The sequence below is a fragment of the Nocardia alni genome, from assembly GCF_019038435.1.
Lineage (GTDB): Bacteria > Actinomycetota > Actinomycetes > Mycobacteriales > Mycobacteriaceae > Nocardia > Nocardia alni.
The window spans coordinates 1-19,452 of record NZ_JAGPOX010000019.1; the positions used below are offsets into that span (position 1 = coordinate 1).

General features: G+C 67.1%; 14 protein-coding genes and 1 pseudogene. 10 read left to right on the forward strand and 5 right to left on the reverse strand.

Annotation, left to right across the window (positions count from 1 at the left end):
* The 4 genes and pseudogenes from JZ791_RS10090 to JZ791_RS10105 form a co-directional block, all read left to right on the forward strand.
* Positions 1-415, forward strand: a pseudogene (locus JZ791_RS10090) (DNA polymerase III subunit gamma/tau); the annotation flags it as partial.
* A 256-nt stretch (positions 416-671) separates the two neighbouring features.
* The gene (locus tag JZ791_RS10095; protein WP_216893959.1) at positions 672-1,883 is read left to right on the forward strand and encodes an acetyl-CoA C-acetyltransferase; all 1,212 of its coding nucleotides are present in this window, start codon (positions 672-674) and stop codon (positions 1,881-1,883) included.
* 36 nt (positions 1,884-1,919) lie between these two features.
* Complete coding sequence (locus tag JZ791_RS10100; protein ID WP_216893960.1) at positions 1,920-4,070, forward strand: 3-hydroxyacyl-CoA dehydrogenase NAD-binding domain-containing protein; 2,151 nt, start codon at positions 1,920-1,922, stop codon at positions 4,068-4,070.
* Positions 4,071-4,269: 199 nt separating this feature from the next.
* Positions 4,270-7,872, forward strand: a complete 3,603-nt coding sequence (locus JZ791_RS10105) for a serine/threonine-protein kinase (protein WP_216893961.1) — start codon at positions 4,270-4,272, stop codon at positions 7,870-7,872.
* 23 nt (positions 7,873-7,895) lie between these two features.
* Here JZ791_RS10105 and JZ791_RS10110 read toward each other — a convergent pair whose 3' ends face one another.
* The 3 genes from JZ791_RS10110 to JZ791_RS10120 form a co-directional block, all read right to left on the reverse strand.
* The gene (locus JZ791_RS10110; protein ID WP_216893962.1) at positions 7,896-9,212 is read right to left on the reverse strand and encodes a class I SAM-dependent methyltransferase; all 1,317 of its coding nucleotides are present in this window, start codon (positions 9,210-9,212) and stop codon (positions 7,896-7,898) included.
* Positions 9,209-10,648, reverse strand: coding sequence for an FAD-binding oxidoreductase (locus JZ791_RS10115; protein WP_308162877.1), 1,440 nt, complete (start codon positions 10,646-10,648; stop codon positions 9,209-9,211). Before JZ791_RS10115 ends, JZ791_RS10110 begins: the two co-directional genes overlap by 4 nt.
* 366 nt (positions 10,649-11,014) lie before the next feature.
* A complete protein-coding gene (locus JZ791_RS10120) occupies positions 11,015-11,623 on the reverse strand; it encodes a hypothetical protein (protein ID WP_216893964.1) in 609 nt (202 codons plus the stop codon).
* A gap of 113 nt (positions 11,624-11,736) precedes the next feature.
* On the opposite strand from JZ791_RS10120, the gene JZ791_RS10125 reads away from it, so the two are divergent.
* Entirely contained in the window at positions 11,737-12,171 is a 435-nt protein-coding gene (locus JZ791_RS10125) for an SRPBCC family protein (RefSeq protein WP_216893965.1), read from the forward strand.
* 15 nt (positions 12,172-12,186) lie between these two features.
* Here the strand turns inward: JZ791_RS10125 and JZ791_RS10130 are convergent, their stop codons facing one another.
* The gene (locus JZ791_RS10130; protein ID WP_216893966.1) at positions 12,187-12,774 is read right to left on the reverse strand and encodes a hypothetical protein; all 588 of its coding nucleotides are present in this window, start codon (positions 12,772-12,774) and stop codon (positions 12,187-12,189) included.
* Between the two features lie 143 nt (positions 12,775-12,917).
* On the opposite strand from JZ791_RS10130, the gene JZ791_RS10135 reads away from it, so the two are divergent.
* From JZ791_RS10135 to JZ791_RS10145, 3 genes are all read left to right on the forward strand, one after another.
* Positions 12,918-13,262 carry a YbaB/EbfC family nucleoid-associated protein gene (locus JZ791_RS10135; protein WP_216893967.1) on the forward strand — a complete coding sequence of 115 codons (345 nt, stop codon included), beginning with the start codon at positions 12,918-12,920 and terminating at the stop codon, positions 13,260-13,262.
* Between the two features lie 15 nt (positions 13,263-13,277).
* The gene (gene recR / locus JZ791_RS10140) at positions 13,278-13,886 is read left to right on the forward strand and encodes a recombination mediator RecR (RefSeq protein ID WP_216893968.1); all 609 of its coding nucleotides are present in this window, start codon (positions 13,278-13,280) and stop codon (positions 13,884-13,886) included.
* 317 nt (positions 13,887-14,203) lie between these two features.
* Positions 14,204-14,845, forward strand: a complete 642-nt coding sequence (locus JZ791_RS10145; RefSeq protein WP_216893969.1) for a hypothetical protein — start codon at positions 14,204-14,206, stop codon at positions 14,843-14,845.
* Positions 14,846-14,895: 50 nt separating this feature from the next.
* On the opposite strand, the gene JZ791_RS10150 is transcribed toward JZ791_RS10145, so the two are convergent.
* Entirely contained in the window at positions 14,896-16,029 is a 1,134-nt protein-coding gene (locus JZ791_RS10150; RefSeq protein ID WP_216893970.1) for a DUF5685 family protein, read from the reverse strand.
* Positions 16,030-16,175: 146 nt separating this feature from the next.
* Between JZ791_RS10150 and JZ791_RS10155 the strand changes: the two genes are divergently transcribed.
* Together JZ791_RS10155 and leuA are read left to right on the forward strand one after the other, a co-directional pair.
* The gene (locus JZ791_RS10155) at positions 16,176-17,291 is read left to right on the forward strand and encodes a PLP-dependent cysteine synthase family protein (RefSeq protein WP_438804497.1); all 1,116 of its coding nucleotides are present in this window, start codon (positions 16,176-16,178) and stop codon (positions 17,289-17,291) included.
* Between the two features lie 177 nt (positions 17,292-17,468).
* A complete protein-coding gene (leuA, locus tag JZ791_RS10160) occupies positions 17,469-19,259 on the forward strand; it encodes a 2-isopropylmalate synthase (RefSeq protein ID WP_216893971.1) in 1,791 nt (596 codons plus the stop codon).
* The last annotated feature ends 193 nt before the right edge of the window (positions 19,260-19,452 follow it).

Here is a 19,452-nt window from a genome sequence, read left to right on the forward strand (position 1 = left end):
CCCGCAGGATGCGTCGAATCGCGCCGCCGCGCCGCGCCAGGCCGAGCCGCCGAAATTCACCCGGCCCAGCCGGGCCAGGGACGCGGAGGCCGGCTCCGGCGGGCAGTCGGCACAGGGCGATAGGGGTGGTGACTCCGGGTCCGGCCCGCGCGCGGTGAATCGCACCACACCGCCCGAGGACGATATCCCGCTGCCGGATGGTCCCGACCTGCCCGACGATCCCGGCCCCGCGGACCGATCCGACTACTCGTCAGTAGGTTATGACGGTGTCCCACCTGCGCCTACGCCGGAGGAAGAGCGGGAGATGCTCGCCGAATCGGCCATCCCGGTCCCGCCGGAAGACCGCCGCGACCCTGATGAGGTGGCCTTGGAGCTGCTGAGTTCGGAGCTGGGCGCCACCAGGCTGCAGGCTTGACAGATCCGGGTCCGACGACCTTAAGTTAACCGGAGTTCGCATACCGCTGTACTATGAGTAGGTGGCCGTGAGCATCGGTGCGACGAGATTCTGTGGTCTGCCCGGATTTCCGGCTGCCCGGAATATCGGCAGCGCCCCTGCGTACCGGTATTTGTACAGCGTTATAACGACGTGTCACCGGGCTCGACGCTTTTGCGCAACTCACGGCATCGCCGAGCGGCGCCGGACGATGCACCCCTAGGAAGGAAACTCCGTTATGACCACAGAGGCCTACATTTTCGAGGCCATCCGCACTCCGCGCGGCCGCAACAAGAAGGGCTCGCTGCACTCGGTCAAGCCGATCGATCTCACGACCGGTCTGGTGAAGGAGTTGCGCAACCGCTTCCCGAACCTCGATGAGGATCGCATCTCGGACATCATCCTGGGCGTCGTGTCGCCGATCGGTGATCAGGGCGCCGACATCGCCCGCACTACCGTGCTGACCGCCGGCCTGCCCGACACCGTCGGTGGCATCCAGATCAACCGCTTCTGCGCCTCGGGCCTCGAGGCCGTCAACCTGGCCGCACAGAAGGTCCGCTCCGGCTTCGACGACATCGTGATCGCCGGCGGCGTCGAGTCGATGTCCCGCGTGCCGATGGGTTCGGACGGCGGCGCGCTGTTCACCGACCCCGTCACCGCGTACGACAACTACATCGCCCCGCAGGGCATCGGCGCCGACCTGATCGCCACCATCGAGGGCTTCTCCCGCGAGGACGTGGACCGCTACGCGGTGCGCTCGCAGGAGCGCGCGGCCGCGGCCTGGACCGGCGGCTACTTCGCCAAGTCCGTTGTGCCGGTGACGGATATCAACGGCCTGACCATCCTGGACCGGGACGAGCACATGCGTCCGGGCACCACCGTCGAGGATCTGGCCAAGCTGAACCCGTCGTTCGCCGCGGTCGGTGAGATGGGCGGCTTCGACGCGGTGGCCCTGCAGCGGTACCACTACGTCGAGAAGATCAACCACGTGCACCACGGCGGCAACAGCTCGGGCATCGTGGACGGCGCCGCTGTGGTGCTGATCGGTTCCGAGGAGGCCGGTAAGGCTTCCGGTTTGACCCCGCGTGCGCGTGTCGTCGCGACGGCTACTTCGGGCGCCGACCCGACGATCATGCTGACCGGTCCGACCCCGGCCGCCAAGAAGGTCCTGGCCAAGGCGGGCCTGTCCGTCAACGACATCGACCTGTACGAGCTCAACGAGGCCTTCGCCTCGGTCGTGCTGAAGTTCCAGAAGGATCTGCAGATCCCGGACGAGAAGCTGAACGTCAACGGTGGCGCCATCGCCATGGGCCACCCGCTGGGCGCCACCGGCGCGATGATCACCGGCACCATGGTCGACGAGCTGGAGCGCCGTAACGCCCGCTACGCCCTGGTAACCCTGTGCATCGGCGGCGGCATGGGCGTCGCGACCATCATCGAGCGCGTCTAACCGACACCAGACTTCCTTCAGGAGACCAAAAAAACTATGACCGACAACATGATTGCCTGGGAGAAGGACGCCGACGGCATCGTCGTGCTGACCATGGACGACCCCAACCAGGGCGCCAACACGATGAATCAGCTGTACAAGGACTCGATGCAGGCGACCGTCGATCGCCTCGAGGCCGAGAAGGACGACATCTCCGGCGTCGTGATCACCTCCGCGAAGAAGACCTTCTTCGCCGGCGGCGATCTGAAGAACATGATGCAGACCACCCCGGACGACGCTGCCTCGATCATGGCCGAGGTCACCGAGATCAAGGCGGCCCTGCGCCGGCTCGAGCAGCTGGGCAAGCCGGTCGTCGCGGCCATCAACGGCGCGGCGCTGGGCGGCGGCCTCGAGATCACCCTGGCCACCCATCACCGCATCGCCGCCGATGTGAAGGGCCTCAAGGTCGGCTTTCCCGAGGTGAAGCTGGGCCTGCTCCCGGCCGGTGGCGGCGTGACCCGCACCGTGCGGATGTTCGGCCTGCAGACCGCGCTGCTGCAGATGCTCCTGCAGGGCAACGAGTACGACGCCCAGAAGGCCAAGGGCATCGGCCTGGTGGACGAGATCGTCGGCACGGTCGAGGAACTGGTCCCCGCCGCGAAGGCGTGGATCAAGGCCAACCCGGACAAGGCTGTGCAGCCCTGGGATGTCAAGGGCTACAAGATGCCCGGCGGCACCCCGGCCAGCCCCGGCCTGGCCGCCAACCTCCCGGCCTTCCCGGCCAACCTGCGCAAGCAGCTCAAGGGCGCGAACATGCCCGCGCCGAAGAACATCCTGGCCGCCGCGGTCGAGGGCGCCCAGGTCGACTTCGACAACGCCTCGCTGATCGAGTCGCGCTACTTCGTCAACCTGCTCACCGGCACGGTCGCGAAGAACATGATCCAGGCTTTCTTCTTCGACCTGCAGACCATCAACAACGGTGGTTCGCGTCCGAAGGACGTGCCGCGCAAGGAGATCAAGAAGGTCGGTGTGCTCGGCGCCGGCATGATGGGCGCGGGCATCGCCTACGTCTCGGCCAAGGCCGGGTACGAGGTCGTGCTGAAGGACGTCTCACAGGAGGCGGCCGACCGCGGCAAGAACTACTCCGAGAAGCTCGAGGCCAAGGCCCTCTCGCGCGGTAAGACCACCGAGGAGAAGTCCAAGGAGCTGCTGGGCCGAATCCACCCGACCTCCAAGGCCGAGGATCTGGCGGGCGTGGACTTCATCGTCGAGGCCGTTTTCGAGAACACCGAGCTCAAGCACAAGGTGTTCCAGGAGATCCAGGACGTCGTCGCCCCCGACGCGCTGCTGGGTTCCAACACCTCCACGCTGCCGATCACCGAGCTCGCGACCGGCGTGAAGCGCTCCGAGGACTTCATCGGCATCCACTTCTTCTCCCCGGTCGACAAGATGCCGCTGGTGGAGATCATCCGGGGCGAGAAGACCTCCGACGAGGCGCTGGCCCGCGCGTTCGACTACACCCTGGCGATCCGCAAGACCCCGATCGTGGTCAACGACAGCCGCGGCTTCTTCACCTCGCGCGTGATCGGCACGTTCGTCAACGAGGCGATCGCGATGCTGCTCGAGGGTATCGAGCCGCAGACCATCGAGCAGGCGGGCCTGCAGGCGGGCTACCCGGCCGCGCCGCTGCAGCTGTCGGACGAGCTGAATCTGAAGCTCATGCAGAAGATCGCCAAGGAGACCCTGGAGGCCGCGCAGTCCGGTGACACCACCCTGGGTGGCGGCGCCCGGCATCCGGCGCAGGACGTGGTCGACTACATGGTCGAGCAGGGTCGCCCGGGCCGTCTGGAGAAGGCGGGCTTCTACGAGTACGACGAGGACGGCAAGCGCCTGGGCCTGTGGAACGGCCTGCGTGAGCACTTCAAGACCAGCACCGAGGACCAGGCTCCCTTCCAGGATCTGATCGACAGGATGCTGTTCGCCGAGGCCATCGAGACGCAGAAGTGTTTCGACGAGGGCGTGCTGACCTCGACGGCGGATGCCAACATCGGCTCGATCTTCGGCATCGGCTTCCCGGCCTGGACCGGTGGCGTGCACCAGTTCATCGTCGGCTACCCGGGTGGACAGCAGGCGTTCGTGGCTCGCGCGGACGATCTGGCCGCCAAGTACGGCGCCCGCTTCGAGGTCCCGGCCTCGCTGCGCAAGTAGGGATATCCAGGGATATCTACCGGAACGGTCCGGATCGCGATTCGTCGCGGTCCGGACCGTTGTCGTTCGCGGTGAACAAGTCGTGGACCGCGACCGAACACGGACTGGTCGGTCCTCAGGGGCGTGGCCGGAAATGCGGACGGTTGGCGGGTACGCGAGTTACGTTTGATGCGAGCGGAGATATATCGAGGGTGGTGCGATGGACTCACGTAGGGGTAAGGCCCGCGGCACCGACACTCCCTCCGAATCGGACACCCAGAGCTATGTTCCGGTCACCGTCGGCCGGGAGGACATCGCCCGGGATCTCGAGGCGATGGGGTTGTTCGATGCCGAGGAGATCGGGCGCGGTGGTTTCGGGGTGGTCTATCGCTGTGCCCAGCGCGCCCTGGGGCGGACCGTCGCGGTGAAGGTGCTGTCCTCGGAGATCGACGAGGAGAGCCGCGAACGCTTCCTGCGCGAGGAACACGCGATGGGCCGGCTGTCCGGCCATCCCAATATCGTGGACATCCTGCAGGTGGATGTCACCGGCAGCGGTCTGCCCTACATCGTCATGTCCTATGCCGCCCATGGTTCGCTGGAGCGTCTCGTACGCGAGCGCGGGCCGCTGAGCTGGTTCGATACGCTGCGTGTCGGGGTCAAGCTGGCCGGGGCGATCGAGAGCGCGCACCGCGTCGAGATCTTGCACCGCGATGTGAAACCGGCCAATGTGCTGCTGAGCAGGTACGGGGAGCCGCAGCTGACCGATTTCGGCATCGCGAGGATTCCGGGCGGGTTCCGCACCTCCGCCAATATGATCACCGGATCCCCCGCCTTCACCGCCCCGGAGGTGCTCGAGGGGAGCGAGGCCACCGTGCGCTCGGATGTCTACGGCCTCGGCGCGACACTGTTCGCGTTGCTCACCGGCCATGCGGCCTATGAGAGGCAGTCCGGGGAGAAGGTCGTGGCGCAGTTCCTGCGGATCACCACCCAGCCGCTGCCGAATCTGCGTGAGCAGGACATTCCCGCGGACGTGGCCGCCGCCATCGAACACGCGATGGCGCCGGATCCGGATGCGCGCCCGGGCTCGGCCCGGGAGCTGGGCGAGCTGTTGCGCACCGCGCAGCACGAGCACGGCCAGTCACCCGACGAGATGGCGCTGCTGGACCCGGGGCCGGGCCGGGACGAGCACGACGGACCGGGAGCGCGGGACGATTCGCCGGTCAGTGGTCCGCGCAGCGCGCTGACCCTGCGGCCGAGTTCCACCACCGCGTTACCGCCCACGGCAACAACGAAATTCCGCCCGCACACCCCCGCGTCCGAACCGGTGCCGCGGCCGCGGCTGCTGGAGATCCTGCGGGCCGCGGGCCGTCGACGGCTGGCGCTCATTCATGGGCCGGCCGGATTCGGCAAGAGCACCCTGGCCGCGCAGTGGCAGGCCGAGCTGGCCGAGCGGGGATACGCGGTGGCCTGGATCGGCATCGATCACGACGACGACAACGAGGTCTGGCTGCTCGCCCATCTGGTGCGGGCTATCCGCCGGGTCCTGCCGGATATCGGGACCGGGCTGGAACAGGTCCTCGAGGAGCGCTCGACCGAGGCGGTGCCCTACGCGATCTCGACCCTGATCGACGAGATCCACGCCAGCGGCCGGACGGTGGTGATGGTGCTCGAGGACTGGTACCGGATCACCGATCCGAGTGCGCAGCGCGCCATGGATGCGTTGCTGGACAACGGATGTCATCATCTACGCTTCGTGATCACCACCCGCGAGCCGGCCGGGCTGCCGCTGAGCCGGCTGCGGGTGGCCGACGAACTGGTCGAGATCGGCGCGCGGGAACTGCGCCTGACACCGGCGGAGATGCGGCAGATCCTGGTGGAGCGCAACGGATTCGAGCTCACCGACGCACAGCTGGAGCGGCTGTACACCGCCACCGAGGGCTGGCCCGCCGCTGTGCAGCTGATGAGTCTGTCGCTGCGCGCGCGGACCGGGGGCGGCGCGAACGACGATGCGCCGCAGGATGAGTCGATCTCCGCGGTGGATCCCGAGGAGCTGATCGGGCGCCTGTCCGGCGGATACGAGGCGATCGGTGAATATTTGGCCGAGAACGTGCTGGACACTCTCGAACCACGAATGCTGCGATTTCTCATGTCGATCTCGGCGACCGGGCCCGTCTGCGCGTCGCTGGCCGGTGCGCTCAGCGACGAACCCGATGCCGGACAGCTGCTCGAGACCGCGCGCCGGCGCGAGCTGTTCCTGCGCCCGATCGCGCACGATTCCGGGTGGTTCCGGGTGCAGCCGCTGTTCGCCGACCAACTGCGAACCCGGCTCGAACGCGAAAGGCCCGGTGCGTCGAAAGCGTTGCACCTCGAGGCGGCTCGCTGGTACGCCGAACATCAGCAGCTGCGCAAATCGGTCGAGCACGCCGTGGCGGCCACGGATCTGAAGATGGCGCTGGATCTGCTCGAGAACGGCGGCATGGATCTGATCGACACCTCGAAGCTGGCCACGCTGCTGGGTACGGTGTCGAAACTGCCGGTGCAGCAGGTGGCTACGCGCTCGAAGCTCCTGCTGGCGCTGGCCCGGGCCAATATCAACCTGCAGCAGTCCAGCGCCGCGCGCACCGCGCTGAGCCGGGTGAGCAGCCTGCTGGCTCGCAACTCGTCGGCCGACGCCGACACGGTGAGTCAGCGCGCCGAGGCCGCGGTGCTGGCCGCCGCCGAGCTGGTCGCGCGTGACCGCACCGACGGTGTGGCCGAGCGGGTTTCGGAGCCGCTGGCGGTGCCCGACGAGCTGCCGCCGTGGACGGTGTCCACGGCGGCCAACCTGGTGTCCTATGTGCGACTGTGCGAGTTCGACTTCGACGGCGCCCGGGCCATGCAGGACTGGGCGCGGCCGTATCACGACCGGTCCAAGGATCCGCTGGGCCGGGTGCTGGGATTGCTGAACCAGGGCGCCGCGGCCTATGAGCAGCTCGATATCGCCGAGTCCACGCTGTGCTACGAGCGGGCCTGGCAGATCGCGCGGGATCGTTCGGGGCCACGCTCGCACGCGGTGCGGGCGGCCGCCGCGCTGCTCGGCGAGGTGCACTACCGGCGTGGAGATCTGGATGTCGCCGAACGGTTCCTCGAACAGAGCCATCAGCTGGTGGCCCGGGTGGGGCCGGTGGACTTCATGATCACCACGTTCGTGGTCGGCGCGCGGGTGAAGGCCGCGCGCGGCGACCTGGATGCCGCCGCGGCGCTGCTGGCCGAGGGCGGGCGTATCGCGGCCGACCGCAGGCTGGCTCGGCTGGCCGCCCATATCCGCGCCGAACAGCTCCGGCTCACCCCGAGCTCCGACCCGATCGGCCTCGTAGGGGATTCGGGACCACGCTCGATGCGGCACGTCACCGGGACCGCGGCCCTGACCGCGGAGGCCGAGGAGGTCGCCGCGATACGCGGGCTGCTGGCCCGGCATTACACCAGCCGAGGCTACGACCCGCTGTACGGCGCCGAGGCCGCGCCGCTGGGCCTGCACGACTCGGCGGTCAAGCGCGCCCGTGTCCTCCACGGCCGCATGGTCGAGCAGCGCCGTCCCCGTGCGCAATTGGACACCGCGCTGCTACTGGCCGAATGTCTGTGCGCGGCGGGCTGGACCGGAGAGTCCGTCGCCACGCTCGCGCCCGCGATCGTTCGCTGCGCCGAATTGGGCTGGCGCAGACCGCTGGTGGACGCCGGTCCGGGTGTGCAGTCGCTGCTGCACACCATGCGCACCGACATGCTCTTGGGGACAGAGCATTCCGAGATGACCGACGAGACCCAGCGGTTCCTGGACGCGCTGTAACATGCGCTTCGCTCCGCGGTGAACTATGCCTTCCACCACGGGCGCAGCGGCACGTCCCAGGTCTCGTTCGGGCCCAGCTTCATGCCGAGCACCTGGTGCAGCTGAACCACGTTGCGCTGGAAGCCCAGACGGCTGCCGGCCATGTACAGGCCCCACACCTTGGCGGTGCCCTCGCCGGCCTCGGCGACGCAGGCGTCCCAGTTCTCGACCAGGTTCTTGCACCATTCGGCGAGAGTCAGCGCGTAGTGCGGGCGCAGATTCTCCTCGTGCAGCACCTCGAGGCCGGTGTTCTGGACTTCGGAGATGATGCGGCCCGAGCCGATCAGCTCGCCGTCCGGGAAGACGTAGCGGTCGATGAAATCGCCCGCCTTGGTGGTGCGGGTGTTGTCCGGCCGGGTGATGCAGTGGTTGAGGAACAGGCCGCCGTCGCGCAGCTTGCCCTTGATGAAGCCGAAGTACGACGGGTAGTTCTGCACCCCGATGTGCTCGGTGAGGCCGATCGAGGAGACGGCGTCGAAGTTCGATTCGCGCACGTCGCGGTAGTCGGAGTGGCGGACCTCGGCCAGATCGGCCAGACCCTCCTCCACGACCTTCTTCTGTCCCCATTCCGCCTGCTCGGCGGACAGGGTCGCGCCGATCACCTGCACCCCGCGCTTGGCCGCGTAGCGGACCATGCCGCCCCAGCCACAGCCGATGTCGAGCAGCCGGTCGCCCGCCTTCAGGTTCAGCTTCTCGAAGACCAGGCGGTACTTGTTCTCCTGGGCCTGCTCGAGCGTCTGGCCCTCGTCCTCGTAGCAGGCGCACGTGTAGGTCATGGACGGGCCGAGCACGTACTCGTAGAACTTGTTGGAGACGTCGTAGTGGTGGTGGATCGCCTCGGCGTCGCGGGTCTTGGAATGCCGCAGCCCCTCCAGGGCGATGCGCCGCCAGCGCGGCAGCGTCTCCTGCGGCGGCGGCGCGATCGGCTTGAGCGCATCCCAGCCCAGAGAGCGGGCGATGGTCACCAGCGCCAGCGCCGACGGGCGCCGGAACCGCATCTCGCCCATCGCCGCGAGGATCTCGTACGGGTCGCCGGGATGGATGCCATCGGCCTTCATGTCGCCGGAGATGTAGGCGCGGGCCATGCCGAGGTCGCCGGGCGCGGTGGCGATGTAGTTGATGCCGCGCGGATTGAGGATCTCGAGCGAGTACTTCGAGTCGGCGGGGCCGGTACTGCTGCCGTCGTGCGCGGACAGGCTGATCGGCACCGGACCATCGAGCAGGGTCTCGAAGATCTCGGCGATGGTGAGCTTGGTCCCCAGCTCCGCGAATACGTCGGAACGGTCTCTGAACGTGGTCATTTGCGTTGCACCGCCTTCGAATACAGGTCCAGCAGACGATGATCGGGGTCGTACCGGTTCTTCAGTTCGGTATAGCCGTCTCCGCCGTAGAGCTGGGCGAATTCATCTTTGTCGTAATAGGAATCCGAATACAGCGACTTGTGGCCGTCCAGCTCGGAGACTTTGTGCTCGATGGCCCGATTGGCCGCGCCCTCGGGCTGGCCGGGCCTGGTCGGCACTGCCGACCAGAAGCCGATATTGACGTAGGTGCGGCCGGGTTCGAGCGGGTACAGCGGCCACGGCCGGGAGTCGGCCGCGGAGGTCGGGTCGTCGCGCAAACGCAGGGGGCACAGCCAGATCGGTTCGATCGGGATCTCATCGAGGAACCACTGGACGAATTCGGCGGTGCGTTCGATCGGCACCTCGATATCCTGCACCACTCGTTCCTGCGGCGGATTGCCTTTGCGCGCCTCGAGTCTGTCGGCGATGTCGTATTTGTGGTCCAGGGCGATCAGCTTCCAGTAGAAGCTGGAGCGGCGATACTGCTTGGGCCACAGGCGGCGGACGGCCGGGTTCTGGGTGCCGAATGCCCGCGAGCACCAGAACCAGTCGGTGTCCCAGCGCCAGATGTAGTCGTGGATGGTCAGCCGGTCGCGCTTGGGCTCCGCCGAATCGTGCTGGATGGAGCGGTAGAAGACGTCCATCCCCGTGTAGTCGCTGACCGGGCCCGGTTCGTCGGTCTGGCGGCCGAGGATGAGATAGCTTTCCGCGGCCGTGAATACCACGCCGTCCAGATAATCGACCTTCTCGCCCGCATAGGACCGGTCGGCGATGATCTGCGCCATTGTGACCTGCAGTTGGCGCAGATCGTGAAACCGCACGTGGCGCAGGGCCACGTAGGGCTGCACGGTCTCCAGTTCGATCTTCAGCCGGGTCGAATAGCCGAGCGTGCCGTAGGAGTTGGGGAAACCCCGGAACAAATCGGAGTGTTCGCCATCTCTTGTGGCGGTGATGATCTCTCCGGCGCCGGTCAGCACGTCGATCTCCAGGACCGATTCGTGCGGCAGGCCGCTGCGGAACGAGGTCGACTCGATGCCCAGTCCGGTGACCGCGCCACCCAGGGTGATCGTCTTGAGCTGCGGCACCACCAGTGGGACCAGACCGTAGGGCAACGTCGCGGCCACCAGGTCCTCATAGGTGGTCATGCCGGCGACATCGGCCGTCCGGGCCTGGGGATCGACCGTGATGACCCGGGTCAGGCCGGAGACGTCGAGCCCGGGCGCGGGGTTCTTGGCCCTGGCCCGGAACAGGTTCGAGGTCTTCTTGGCCAGCCGGACATTCGCAGCACGAGGGATCGCGCGATAGCTGGCCAGTAGACGATCCACTCCGGCCCGATGCGCGGCAAACCCAGACTCGTGCTCGGCCGGTGCACGTCCGGCCTTCCCCAACAGACTCACTGCCACACCGGAGACGCTATCGCGCGGGTGTAGAGGGGGCCACCGCGAGGGTACCCGGACAGCCCAATTTTCACAGAGCTGTTGCATAGCGTTGATGTTGCCGGGCGGGATTTCGCGCGCCTTGGAAAGCCCTGGTCGCCAGGGGTGGTTCCGGGTGGAATCGTCCGATTGTCCGCTTGCGTCGCCGCCCGCCGCCCGGGCGCCGATGATCGGTTCGAGTGGATTGGGACAGTAGTCATGCTCGCGAGGGGAATGCCGAGTTCAGGGCAGTATTCGGGGCCTGCGTTCCGTATCGTTTCGATCGCGACCGGCGGTGATTCGGTCACCGCCGACCCTCCAGCAAACAGGTGGTTCGTCACGAGGGATTCAGTACTGCTGCCGGCCGGGAGGAGGACTCTGCGATGGGTATCCGGACTGTTGCTGTGGATAACCGCCCTGCTGTGGATACGCCTGCTGCTGTGGAAAACCCTGGCCGTACGGCGCTTGTGGATAACTCGGTGAGCCGCCGTGGGGTTGTTGTGGATAACCCTGAGCAGGGGCGTAGGGCTGCGGCGCGTAGACCGCCTGGGGTGTGTACCCCGCCGGAATGGCGTGCGGATTCGGTCCGGATGGGTACTGCCCGGGCGCACCGCCCGAGCCCATCGCCGGGATGCGCAGGCCGGGTGCGCCGGCCGGACGACGGCGCAGCTCATTGCGAAGCAGGAATCCCGCGCCGATGGTGATCAGCGGTCCCAGGACGACCAGGACCCAGCCGGTGCGGGTGTTGTCGGACTTCTGCTGATCGACGGTCCGGACCGTCTGATGGCCATACTTGTCGGTCTCGACGCACTGGTCGCTCGACTGCATCTGCTGGCCGCCGCAGTCGACCGTGCCGTGTGCGTTCAGTTCGGTGACACCGCCGAAAACCATGCCGATGCCGAGGACAATGCCGATTGTCCAGTAGATGATGTTCTTGACGCGGCGCGCAGTGCGCATGACTCCCCCGGGGGTCAGATTGATAATGCTGTTGATCCGGCCCCGCCGGATCGCGGCGTAGCATAGCGCGGCGGAAGTCGTCGTGCACTTGCAGACTCAACAAGGAGTTCATCGTGGGACAGGTCAGCGCATCCAGTTCGATCGTCGTTCCGGCCGATCCGCAGCGCACGCTCGAGGCGATCGCGGACTACGAGACGGTGCGCCCGCGCATCCTCACTTCCCACTACCGCGACTACAAGGTGGTCGAGGGTGGCAGGGGGGCGGGCACGGTCGCCGATTGGACCCTGCAGGCCACCGAGAAGCGTTCGCGCAACGTGCATGCCACGGTCTCGGTCTCGGATTCGATGGTGACCGAACGCGATTCCAATTCGACGATGGTGACGACCTGGACGGTGACCCCGTCCGGTTCCGGCTCCCTGGTCACCGTCCGCACCAGCTGGAAGGGTGCGGGCGGTGTTCCCGGATTCTTCGAGGGCATCTTCGCGCCGCTGGGCCTGAAGAAGATTCAGGCCCAGGTGCTCGAGAACCTCAAGGGTGCGCTCAACTAGTCTCCGCGGGCCGGCTCAGTGCTCGACGAGCACGAAGTTCAGCAGTTGAGGGGTCTGGAAGAACCCGCGCCACCAGGAGTATCCGAGCCACACCCCGGGAGAGACCTCGCGGATCTCGTCGAGGATCTGCGGGGTGATGGACGGGGCGTAGTCGATCAGCCATGCCGGGTGGCCGTCCATGCGTCCGGGGCCCACATACACATTGGCGGGCCAGCCGGGGATGCTCTGCGGGGTAATCCGATTCGTCAGCGTGCCGCCCTTCGGGCCGGTGTAGAAGGTCTTGCCCACCCAGAAGGCCGGCGCGATCGCCTGTATGAACGGTGGTCGCGCTACCCAGCCGTCGGTCAGGCCGCTCGGCACGTTGCCGGGTCTGGCGCCGTTGTAGATCTGATCCTGCTGCGCATCCGTGCAGTGATGCCGTATCGAATCCACCGTCGCGAGGGGATTGTTCGAGTAAAGTACGCAGCCGCCGCCGTAGTTCGTGTCGGCGTGTGCAGCCCCTGCGCCGACCGTGGTCGGCGCCACGGTCAGCAGGGCCATCAGCGCTGCGGGTACGCCGAAGCGCACGAGGGATGTACGGACTAACCAACCGTTTGCAGGCATGTTGTCTCCATCAGGTATCTGGTCCCGTAACGATCGTAAAGGCCCATGGCGCCGCCGCTGGGTGATGGAGACCGAACCGGTGGGTGGTGGAGACCGAACCGTGACTACCCTGGGAGACGACACTCCCGCAGAGAGGACATTCGTTGCAGCCCGGTGGACAGTTCGATATGCAGGCGCTGCTCGCCCAGGCGCAGCAGATGCAAGAGGCCGTGATGGCCGCGCAGGAGGAAATCGCCGAGGCCGAGGTTCCGGGTGAGGCCGGCGGCGGCCTGGTCAAAGTCACGATCAAGGCGACGGGTGAGGTGGTCTCGCTGCTGATCGATCCGAAGGTCGTGGACCCCGAGGACGTGGAAACCTTGCAGGACTTGGTCGTCGGCGCGATCAACGCGGCCATGGCCAATGCGCAGGAGTTGGCTGCGGAGAAACTGGGCCCGCTGGCCGGCGGCATGGGTGGGATGGGCGGCGGTATGCCCGGCCTGCCCTTCTGATCGGGGCCGGCACACGTGTACGAGGGTCCGGTTCAGGATCTGATCGACGAACTGGGCAAGCTGCCCGGGGTCGGTCCGAAGAGTGCGCAGCGCATAGCCTTTCATCTGCTGTCGGTGGAGCCGCCGGAGATCGACCGCCTGCAGGCGGCCCTGCAGAAGGTGCGCGACGGCGTGCGCTTCTGCGCGGTCTGCGGCACCGTCTCCGACGGCGAGTTGTGCCGCATCTGCTCCGATCCGCGCCGCGATCGGACGATGATCTGTGTTGTCGAGGAACCCAAGGATGTGCAGGCCATCGAGCGCACCCGGGAGTTCCGCGGCCGCTACCACGTACTGGGCGGGGCCCTGGATCCGTTGTCCGGCGTCGGTCCCGATCAGCTGCGGATTCGGGAGCTGTTGGCGCGGATCGGAAATCAGGTGGACGGCGTCGACGTCACCGAGGTGATCATCGCGACCGACCCCAATACCGAGGGTGAGGCGACCGCCACCTACCTCGTGCGCATGATGCGCGATTTCCCGGGGCTGTCCGTGACCCGCCTGGCCTCGGGCCTGCCGATGGGCGGTGATCTCGAGTTCGCCGACGAGCTGACCCTGGGGCGCGCGCTGTCCGGGCGCCGCGCGTTGTAAGAAACTCTGGGGCGACACGCTGGAGAAACTCCGGGCGGGCGGTCGGAGTGGTACACCGGATGGGGACGTTCTCCAACGGGAGGTCTTATGGGAGCGGGTCTTGGCGCAGGAGCACGCTGCTCGTCCTGCGATGCGGCACTGGATCATTGCCACGGGACGGTGATCGTGCATCTCGACCGGTCGGAGGAATGTACGGAGATGGACTGCTATGACAGCGACCATTCCCGGCATGCCTTCGTCGTCGACTGTTTCGTCATCGCCGGTGGGTGCGGGTGTGCGGTAAAGGAGACCTGCAGGGGTCCGCGTAGCCTGGCCGGGTGAGTTACGACCACATACTGCTGCCGTCCGGCGTCGCGGCGACACCCGCCGCGGTCGAGACATATCTGAGTGGTCAGCACGGCGCACCGGAGGCCGAGGCGGTGGCCGCGATAGCGGCCGAGGTGAACCGGCGTAATCAGGCCCTGCCCGAGGCCGACAGTTTTCTGTCCATCGAGGTCGGCGGGGCGGATACCGGTGCCGTGCTGCATGTCGCGAGCCCTTACGACGCGATCGGGCACGTGCGCTCGCTGCTGTTCGAACTCGCCACGCCGCGCGACTACGCGGTCTTCGATCCGCAGCTGAGCTGGCTGATCGATCCGGCCGGACGCGTCGAAGTCCTGGTGACCCATGGTGGCGCGGGTGAATTTCCCTATCTGACACGCGATCTGGTCGATCAGTGGATTCCCGGGCTGGCCGAGCCGGGTCCGTACCTGATCGTCGAGCGCGAACCCGAGACCTACATCCAGACCTACCGCAACGACCTGGACGACTACACCCTCGAATACCGCGACGGCGCGGCCGATCGGCATTTCGGCGCCCGGGTGGCCGACTCGCAGCAGGTCGCCGACCTCATCTGGGACTGGGCCGTCGGTGAGCGTGCCCGTCTCGGCGCCCTGGACTGGACGCAGGTCGAGCTGTAATCCGTTGGGCCGGTGATGGTTCCGGAATTCCTGATCTAGCGAGGCGCGATCTAGCAGTCGCAGCAGGCGTCACCGCAACATTCGCAGCCCTCGCAGGCGCAGCAGCAATCTTCCCCGCACCGGCAGCATTCGCAGCAGGCGATGCCCTCGCAGAACGGCAGGCAGAACCCGCCGCTGCGGCGGGGCGGGCGGCCGTAGTCGTATCCGGGCGGCGGATAGCCGTAACCCTGTGGGGGATAGTTGTATCCGGGCGGCGGACCGTATCCACGGCGACGCCCGAACCGGTTGGTGATCCGCTGATCGGTCCGGCAGCTCTCATGTCCGGTCTCGTGTCCGGAATGCTTGAATACGCGCTGCACCGAGCGGCCCAATTCCTTGGTCAGCAGCCGGTGCACCAGGCGCCCGTCGGTGAATTCGACCTCGGCCAAAGCCAATTCGATGCCGAGGAGCGCGTCGGTGCACAGCCGGTGTGTCTCGTCGGCCGCAGTCGCGGTGGTGACCAACGGATTCCATTTACCCTGCGCCACATCTTCGTGCAGATCCTCGGCCGCGTCGACCAGATGCGCGATACGCCCGAACAATCGGCCGACCTCGGTGAGGGCGGCCTGGTTACCGGGCCGCCCGGACAGGAGCGCGGTGTGCCCGAACGCCGCGGCGGTGGCAGCCTCGGTCGGCTCGGTGAGATCGAGCAGCGCCGTACCCGGCCCGGCCGCGTTCTCGACGGCGAGCTGGCGGTCCACCGCGTCCAGCAGCACCGCGGTGTCGAAGCCCAGGCCGGCACCGGTTTCGGTGCCCTGGCGGGCCCAGCGCTGGGCGATCCGCCGCGCGGCGGGCCGGACTCCGGCCGTGCCCGCGAGGCCGTCGCCGTCCTCGACGTGGTCGCGCATCTTGGCCGCGGCCAGGACCAGCGAGACCGTGGCGGCCAGGCGCACGCTGTCGCCGGTGGCGACGTCCGCGGTGCGCATACCCCGCAGCGCGCACGGTCCGGCCGCGCGCCGCGTCGCGCTCGGCGACTGCGCGTCGACCAGCGCGGAGATGATCAGGCCGTCGTAATTGGTGGCTATGCGCGCCGCATGGCCGTGGTCGTCGCGCAGGGCCAGGCACAGCCCGCACAGCTGTGCGATCCACGCGGAACTCAACTCTGCGCCCAGCCGATGCTTACACGGGCGAATGATGCCGAACACGAATTCGACGGTAATGGAGATCAGCTCGCGACGCGCGGTGTAGGACCTGTGAATCCGTTAAGTACCACGACCGGCGTGTTCCGGTTCGCTGTGTATCGTCGCAGCAGGTCAGCAACCGGCTTGTTATCGATCTTCGGAGGTGCCCCATGACAGCGTCCACAGACCTGGGGATGGTCGATATCAACCGATACGACCCGGACCATAGGAGGTGGCTGGCCGAGGCGATCGCCAAGGTGCGCGCGGATTCGCGCCGCTCCTCGGATACCCACCTGCTGCGGGTGCCGCTGGCGGCCCTGCCGGGGGTGGATCTGTATCTGAAGGACGAGTCCACGCACCCGACCGGCTCGCTCAAGCATCGCCTGGCCCGCTCGCTGTTCCTGCACGCGCTGTGCAGCGGCTGGATCCGCCCGGACTGTCCGGTGATCGAGGCGTCCAGCGGATCGACCGCCGTATCCGAGGCGTATTTCGCGCGGCTGATCGGTGTGCCGTTCATCGCCGTGATGGCCCGCAGCACCAGTCGGGAGAAGGTGCGGCTGATCGAATTCCACGGCGGCCGATGCCATTTCGTCGACAATGCGACCGAGGTGTACGAGGTCGCCGCACGGCTGGCGCGTGAGGGTGGTGGCCACTACATGGATCAGTTCACCTTCGCCGAGCGAGCCACCGACTGGCGCGGCAACAACAACATCGCCGAATCCATCTTCGATCAGATGTCGCAGGAGCGTTTCCCGGATCCGGCGTGGGTGGTGGCGACCGCGGGCACCGGCGGCACCTCGGCGACCATCGCCAGGTATATCCGCTACACCGGCCGCTCGACCGGCCTGTGCGTGGCCGATCCGGATAATTCGGCCTTCTTCCCGGGCTGGCGGGACGGCGATACCGGCACGACCACCGAGGTGTGTTCGCGCATCGAGGGTATCGGCCGCCAGCGGGTCGAGCCCAGCTTCGTCGCCTCGGCGATCGACCGGATGATCCACGTGCCCGATGCCGCCGCGATCGCCGCGGTGCACGTGCTGGACGAGGTGATCGGCCGCAAGGCGGGCGCGTCCACCGGGACCGGGCTGTGGGCGGCGTTCCACATCATGTCCGAGATGGCGCGCGCGGGCCGCGAGGGCAGCGTCGTCGGGCTGATCTGCGATCCCGGCGACCGATATATCGACAAGTACTACTCCGCCGAGTGGCTGCGCGCCGAGGGCATCGATGTCGAACCGTATCGTGAGCGGCTGCGGGAGTTTCTGACCTCCGGGCAACTGCCCGTCTGATCACCTGCCTTCCGCCGCCGGACGGCCGAGCTGTAGACTCGCCAACATCATGCAGCGGGCACTCCTCCTCGGCCGCCGCGACGGGGTCTGATACGGACCGGCTCCCGTCGCGGGGTTCAGCTGTGCCGGTCGACCCATTACTTGGGACACACAAACCCACATCCTGGGAGAATTAGCATGTCACCCGCTGACGTATTCGTATCGCGCACGATTACCGCCCCGTCCAAGCCTGCTCCGGCCGATCAGCCCGCGTGGAACCATCAGAGGAACTCCTCGATGCCCACATTCCGGTATCGGCCGTTCGCCGAGGAGGTCGAGCCCATTTCGGTGCCCGACCGCACCTGGCCGGACAAGATCATCGACCGGGCTCCGGGCTGGTGCGCGGTGGATCTGCGCGATGGCAACCAGGCCCTGATCGACCCGATGAGCCCGGCCCGCAAGCGCCGGATGTTCGACCTGCTGGTGCGGATGGGTTACAAGGAGATCGAGGTCGGTTTCCCCTCGGCCAGCCAGACCGATTTCGATTTCGTGCGCGAGATCATCGAGGACGGCGCGATTCCGGACGATGTGAGTATCCAGGTGCTCACACAGTGTCGTCCCGAGTTGATCGAGCGGACCTATGAGGCGTGCGTGGGCGCGGCGAACGTGATCGTGCACTTCTACAACTCGACCTCGGTGCTGCAGCGCCGGGTGGTCTTCCGCGCGGACCGCGCGGCGGTGAAGAAGATCGCGACCGACGCCGCTGTGCTGTGCAAACAGATCGAGCAGCGCTACCCGGACACCAACTGGCGCTACGAGTACAGCCCGGAGTCCTACACCGGCACCGAGCTGGAATACGCCAAGGACGTCTGCGACGCGGTCAGCGAGATCATCGCCCCGACCACGGACGTGCCGATGATCATCAACCTGCCCGCGACCGTCGAGATGGCCACCCCGAACGTGTACGCCGACTCGATCGAGTGGATGAGCCGCAACCTGGCCCGCCGCGAGTCGATCGTGCTGTCGCTGCATCCGCACAACGACCGCGGCACCGGTGTCGCGGCCGCGGAGCTGGGCTACATGGCCGGCGCGGATCGCATCGAGGGCTGCCTGTTCGGCAACGGCGAGCGCACCGGCAACGTCTGCCTGGTGACCCTGGGGATGAACCTGTTCTCCCGCGGTGTGGATCCGCAGATCGACTTCTCCAACATCGATGAGATCCGCCGCACTGTGGAGTACTGCAACCAGCTGCCCGTGCACGAGCGCCACCCGTACGGCGGCGACCTGGTATACACCGCGTTCTCCGGCAGCCACCAGGACGCGATCAACAAGGGCCTGGACCAGATGAAGGTCGATGCCGACGCCGCCGACTCCGATGTCGACGACCTGACCTGGGCGGTGCCGTATCTGCCGATCGACCCGAAGGATGTGGGCCGTACCTACGAGGCCGTGATCCGGGTCAACTCGCAGTCCGGCAAGGGCGGCGTGGCGTACATCATGAAGGCCGATCACGGTCTGGCCCTGCCGCGGCGGTTGCAGATCGAATTCTCCCAGGCCATCCAGAAAATCACCGACGGCGAGGGCGGCGAGGTCAGTCCCAAGGACATGTGGGACGTGTTCGCCGAGGAGTACCTGAACCCGATCCAGCCGCTGGAGCGCATGCGCCAGAAGGTGAGCGCCTCGGAGGTCGACGGCGGGGTGGACCACATCGAGGCCGTGGTCAAGCTGGACGGCGTCGAGCAGGAGATCTCCGGAGAGGGCAACGGTCCGCTCGCGGCATTCGTCGACGCGGTCGCGACCATCGGCTACGACGTGCGGGTGCTGGACTACTCCGAGCACGCCATGTCCTCGGGTGATGACGCGCAGGCCGCCGCCTACGTCGAATGCGCCATCGGCGACAAGGTCAGCTGGGGCGTCGGTATCGCCACCTCCATCACGACCGCATCCCTGCGCGCGGTCGTCTCGGCAGTCAACCGGGCGCAACGCTGAGTCGACCCACCCCGCCGGCTCCGTAATCTCCGTCGGTTCAGGTCACTCGATTCCGGGTATGCAGATTGCGGCCGCGCCGAATACGGCGCGGCCGCAACGCTATTGCGACGACCGTCGGCACCGTGCGGACCGGGCGATAACGCGGTGATGCAACTTGTGGATAACTCCTAGTAGCACCGCCCGCCCGGGCTCT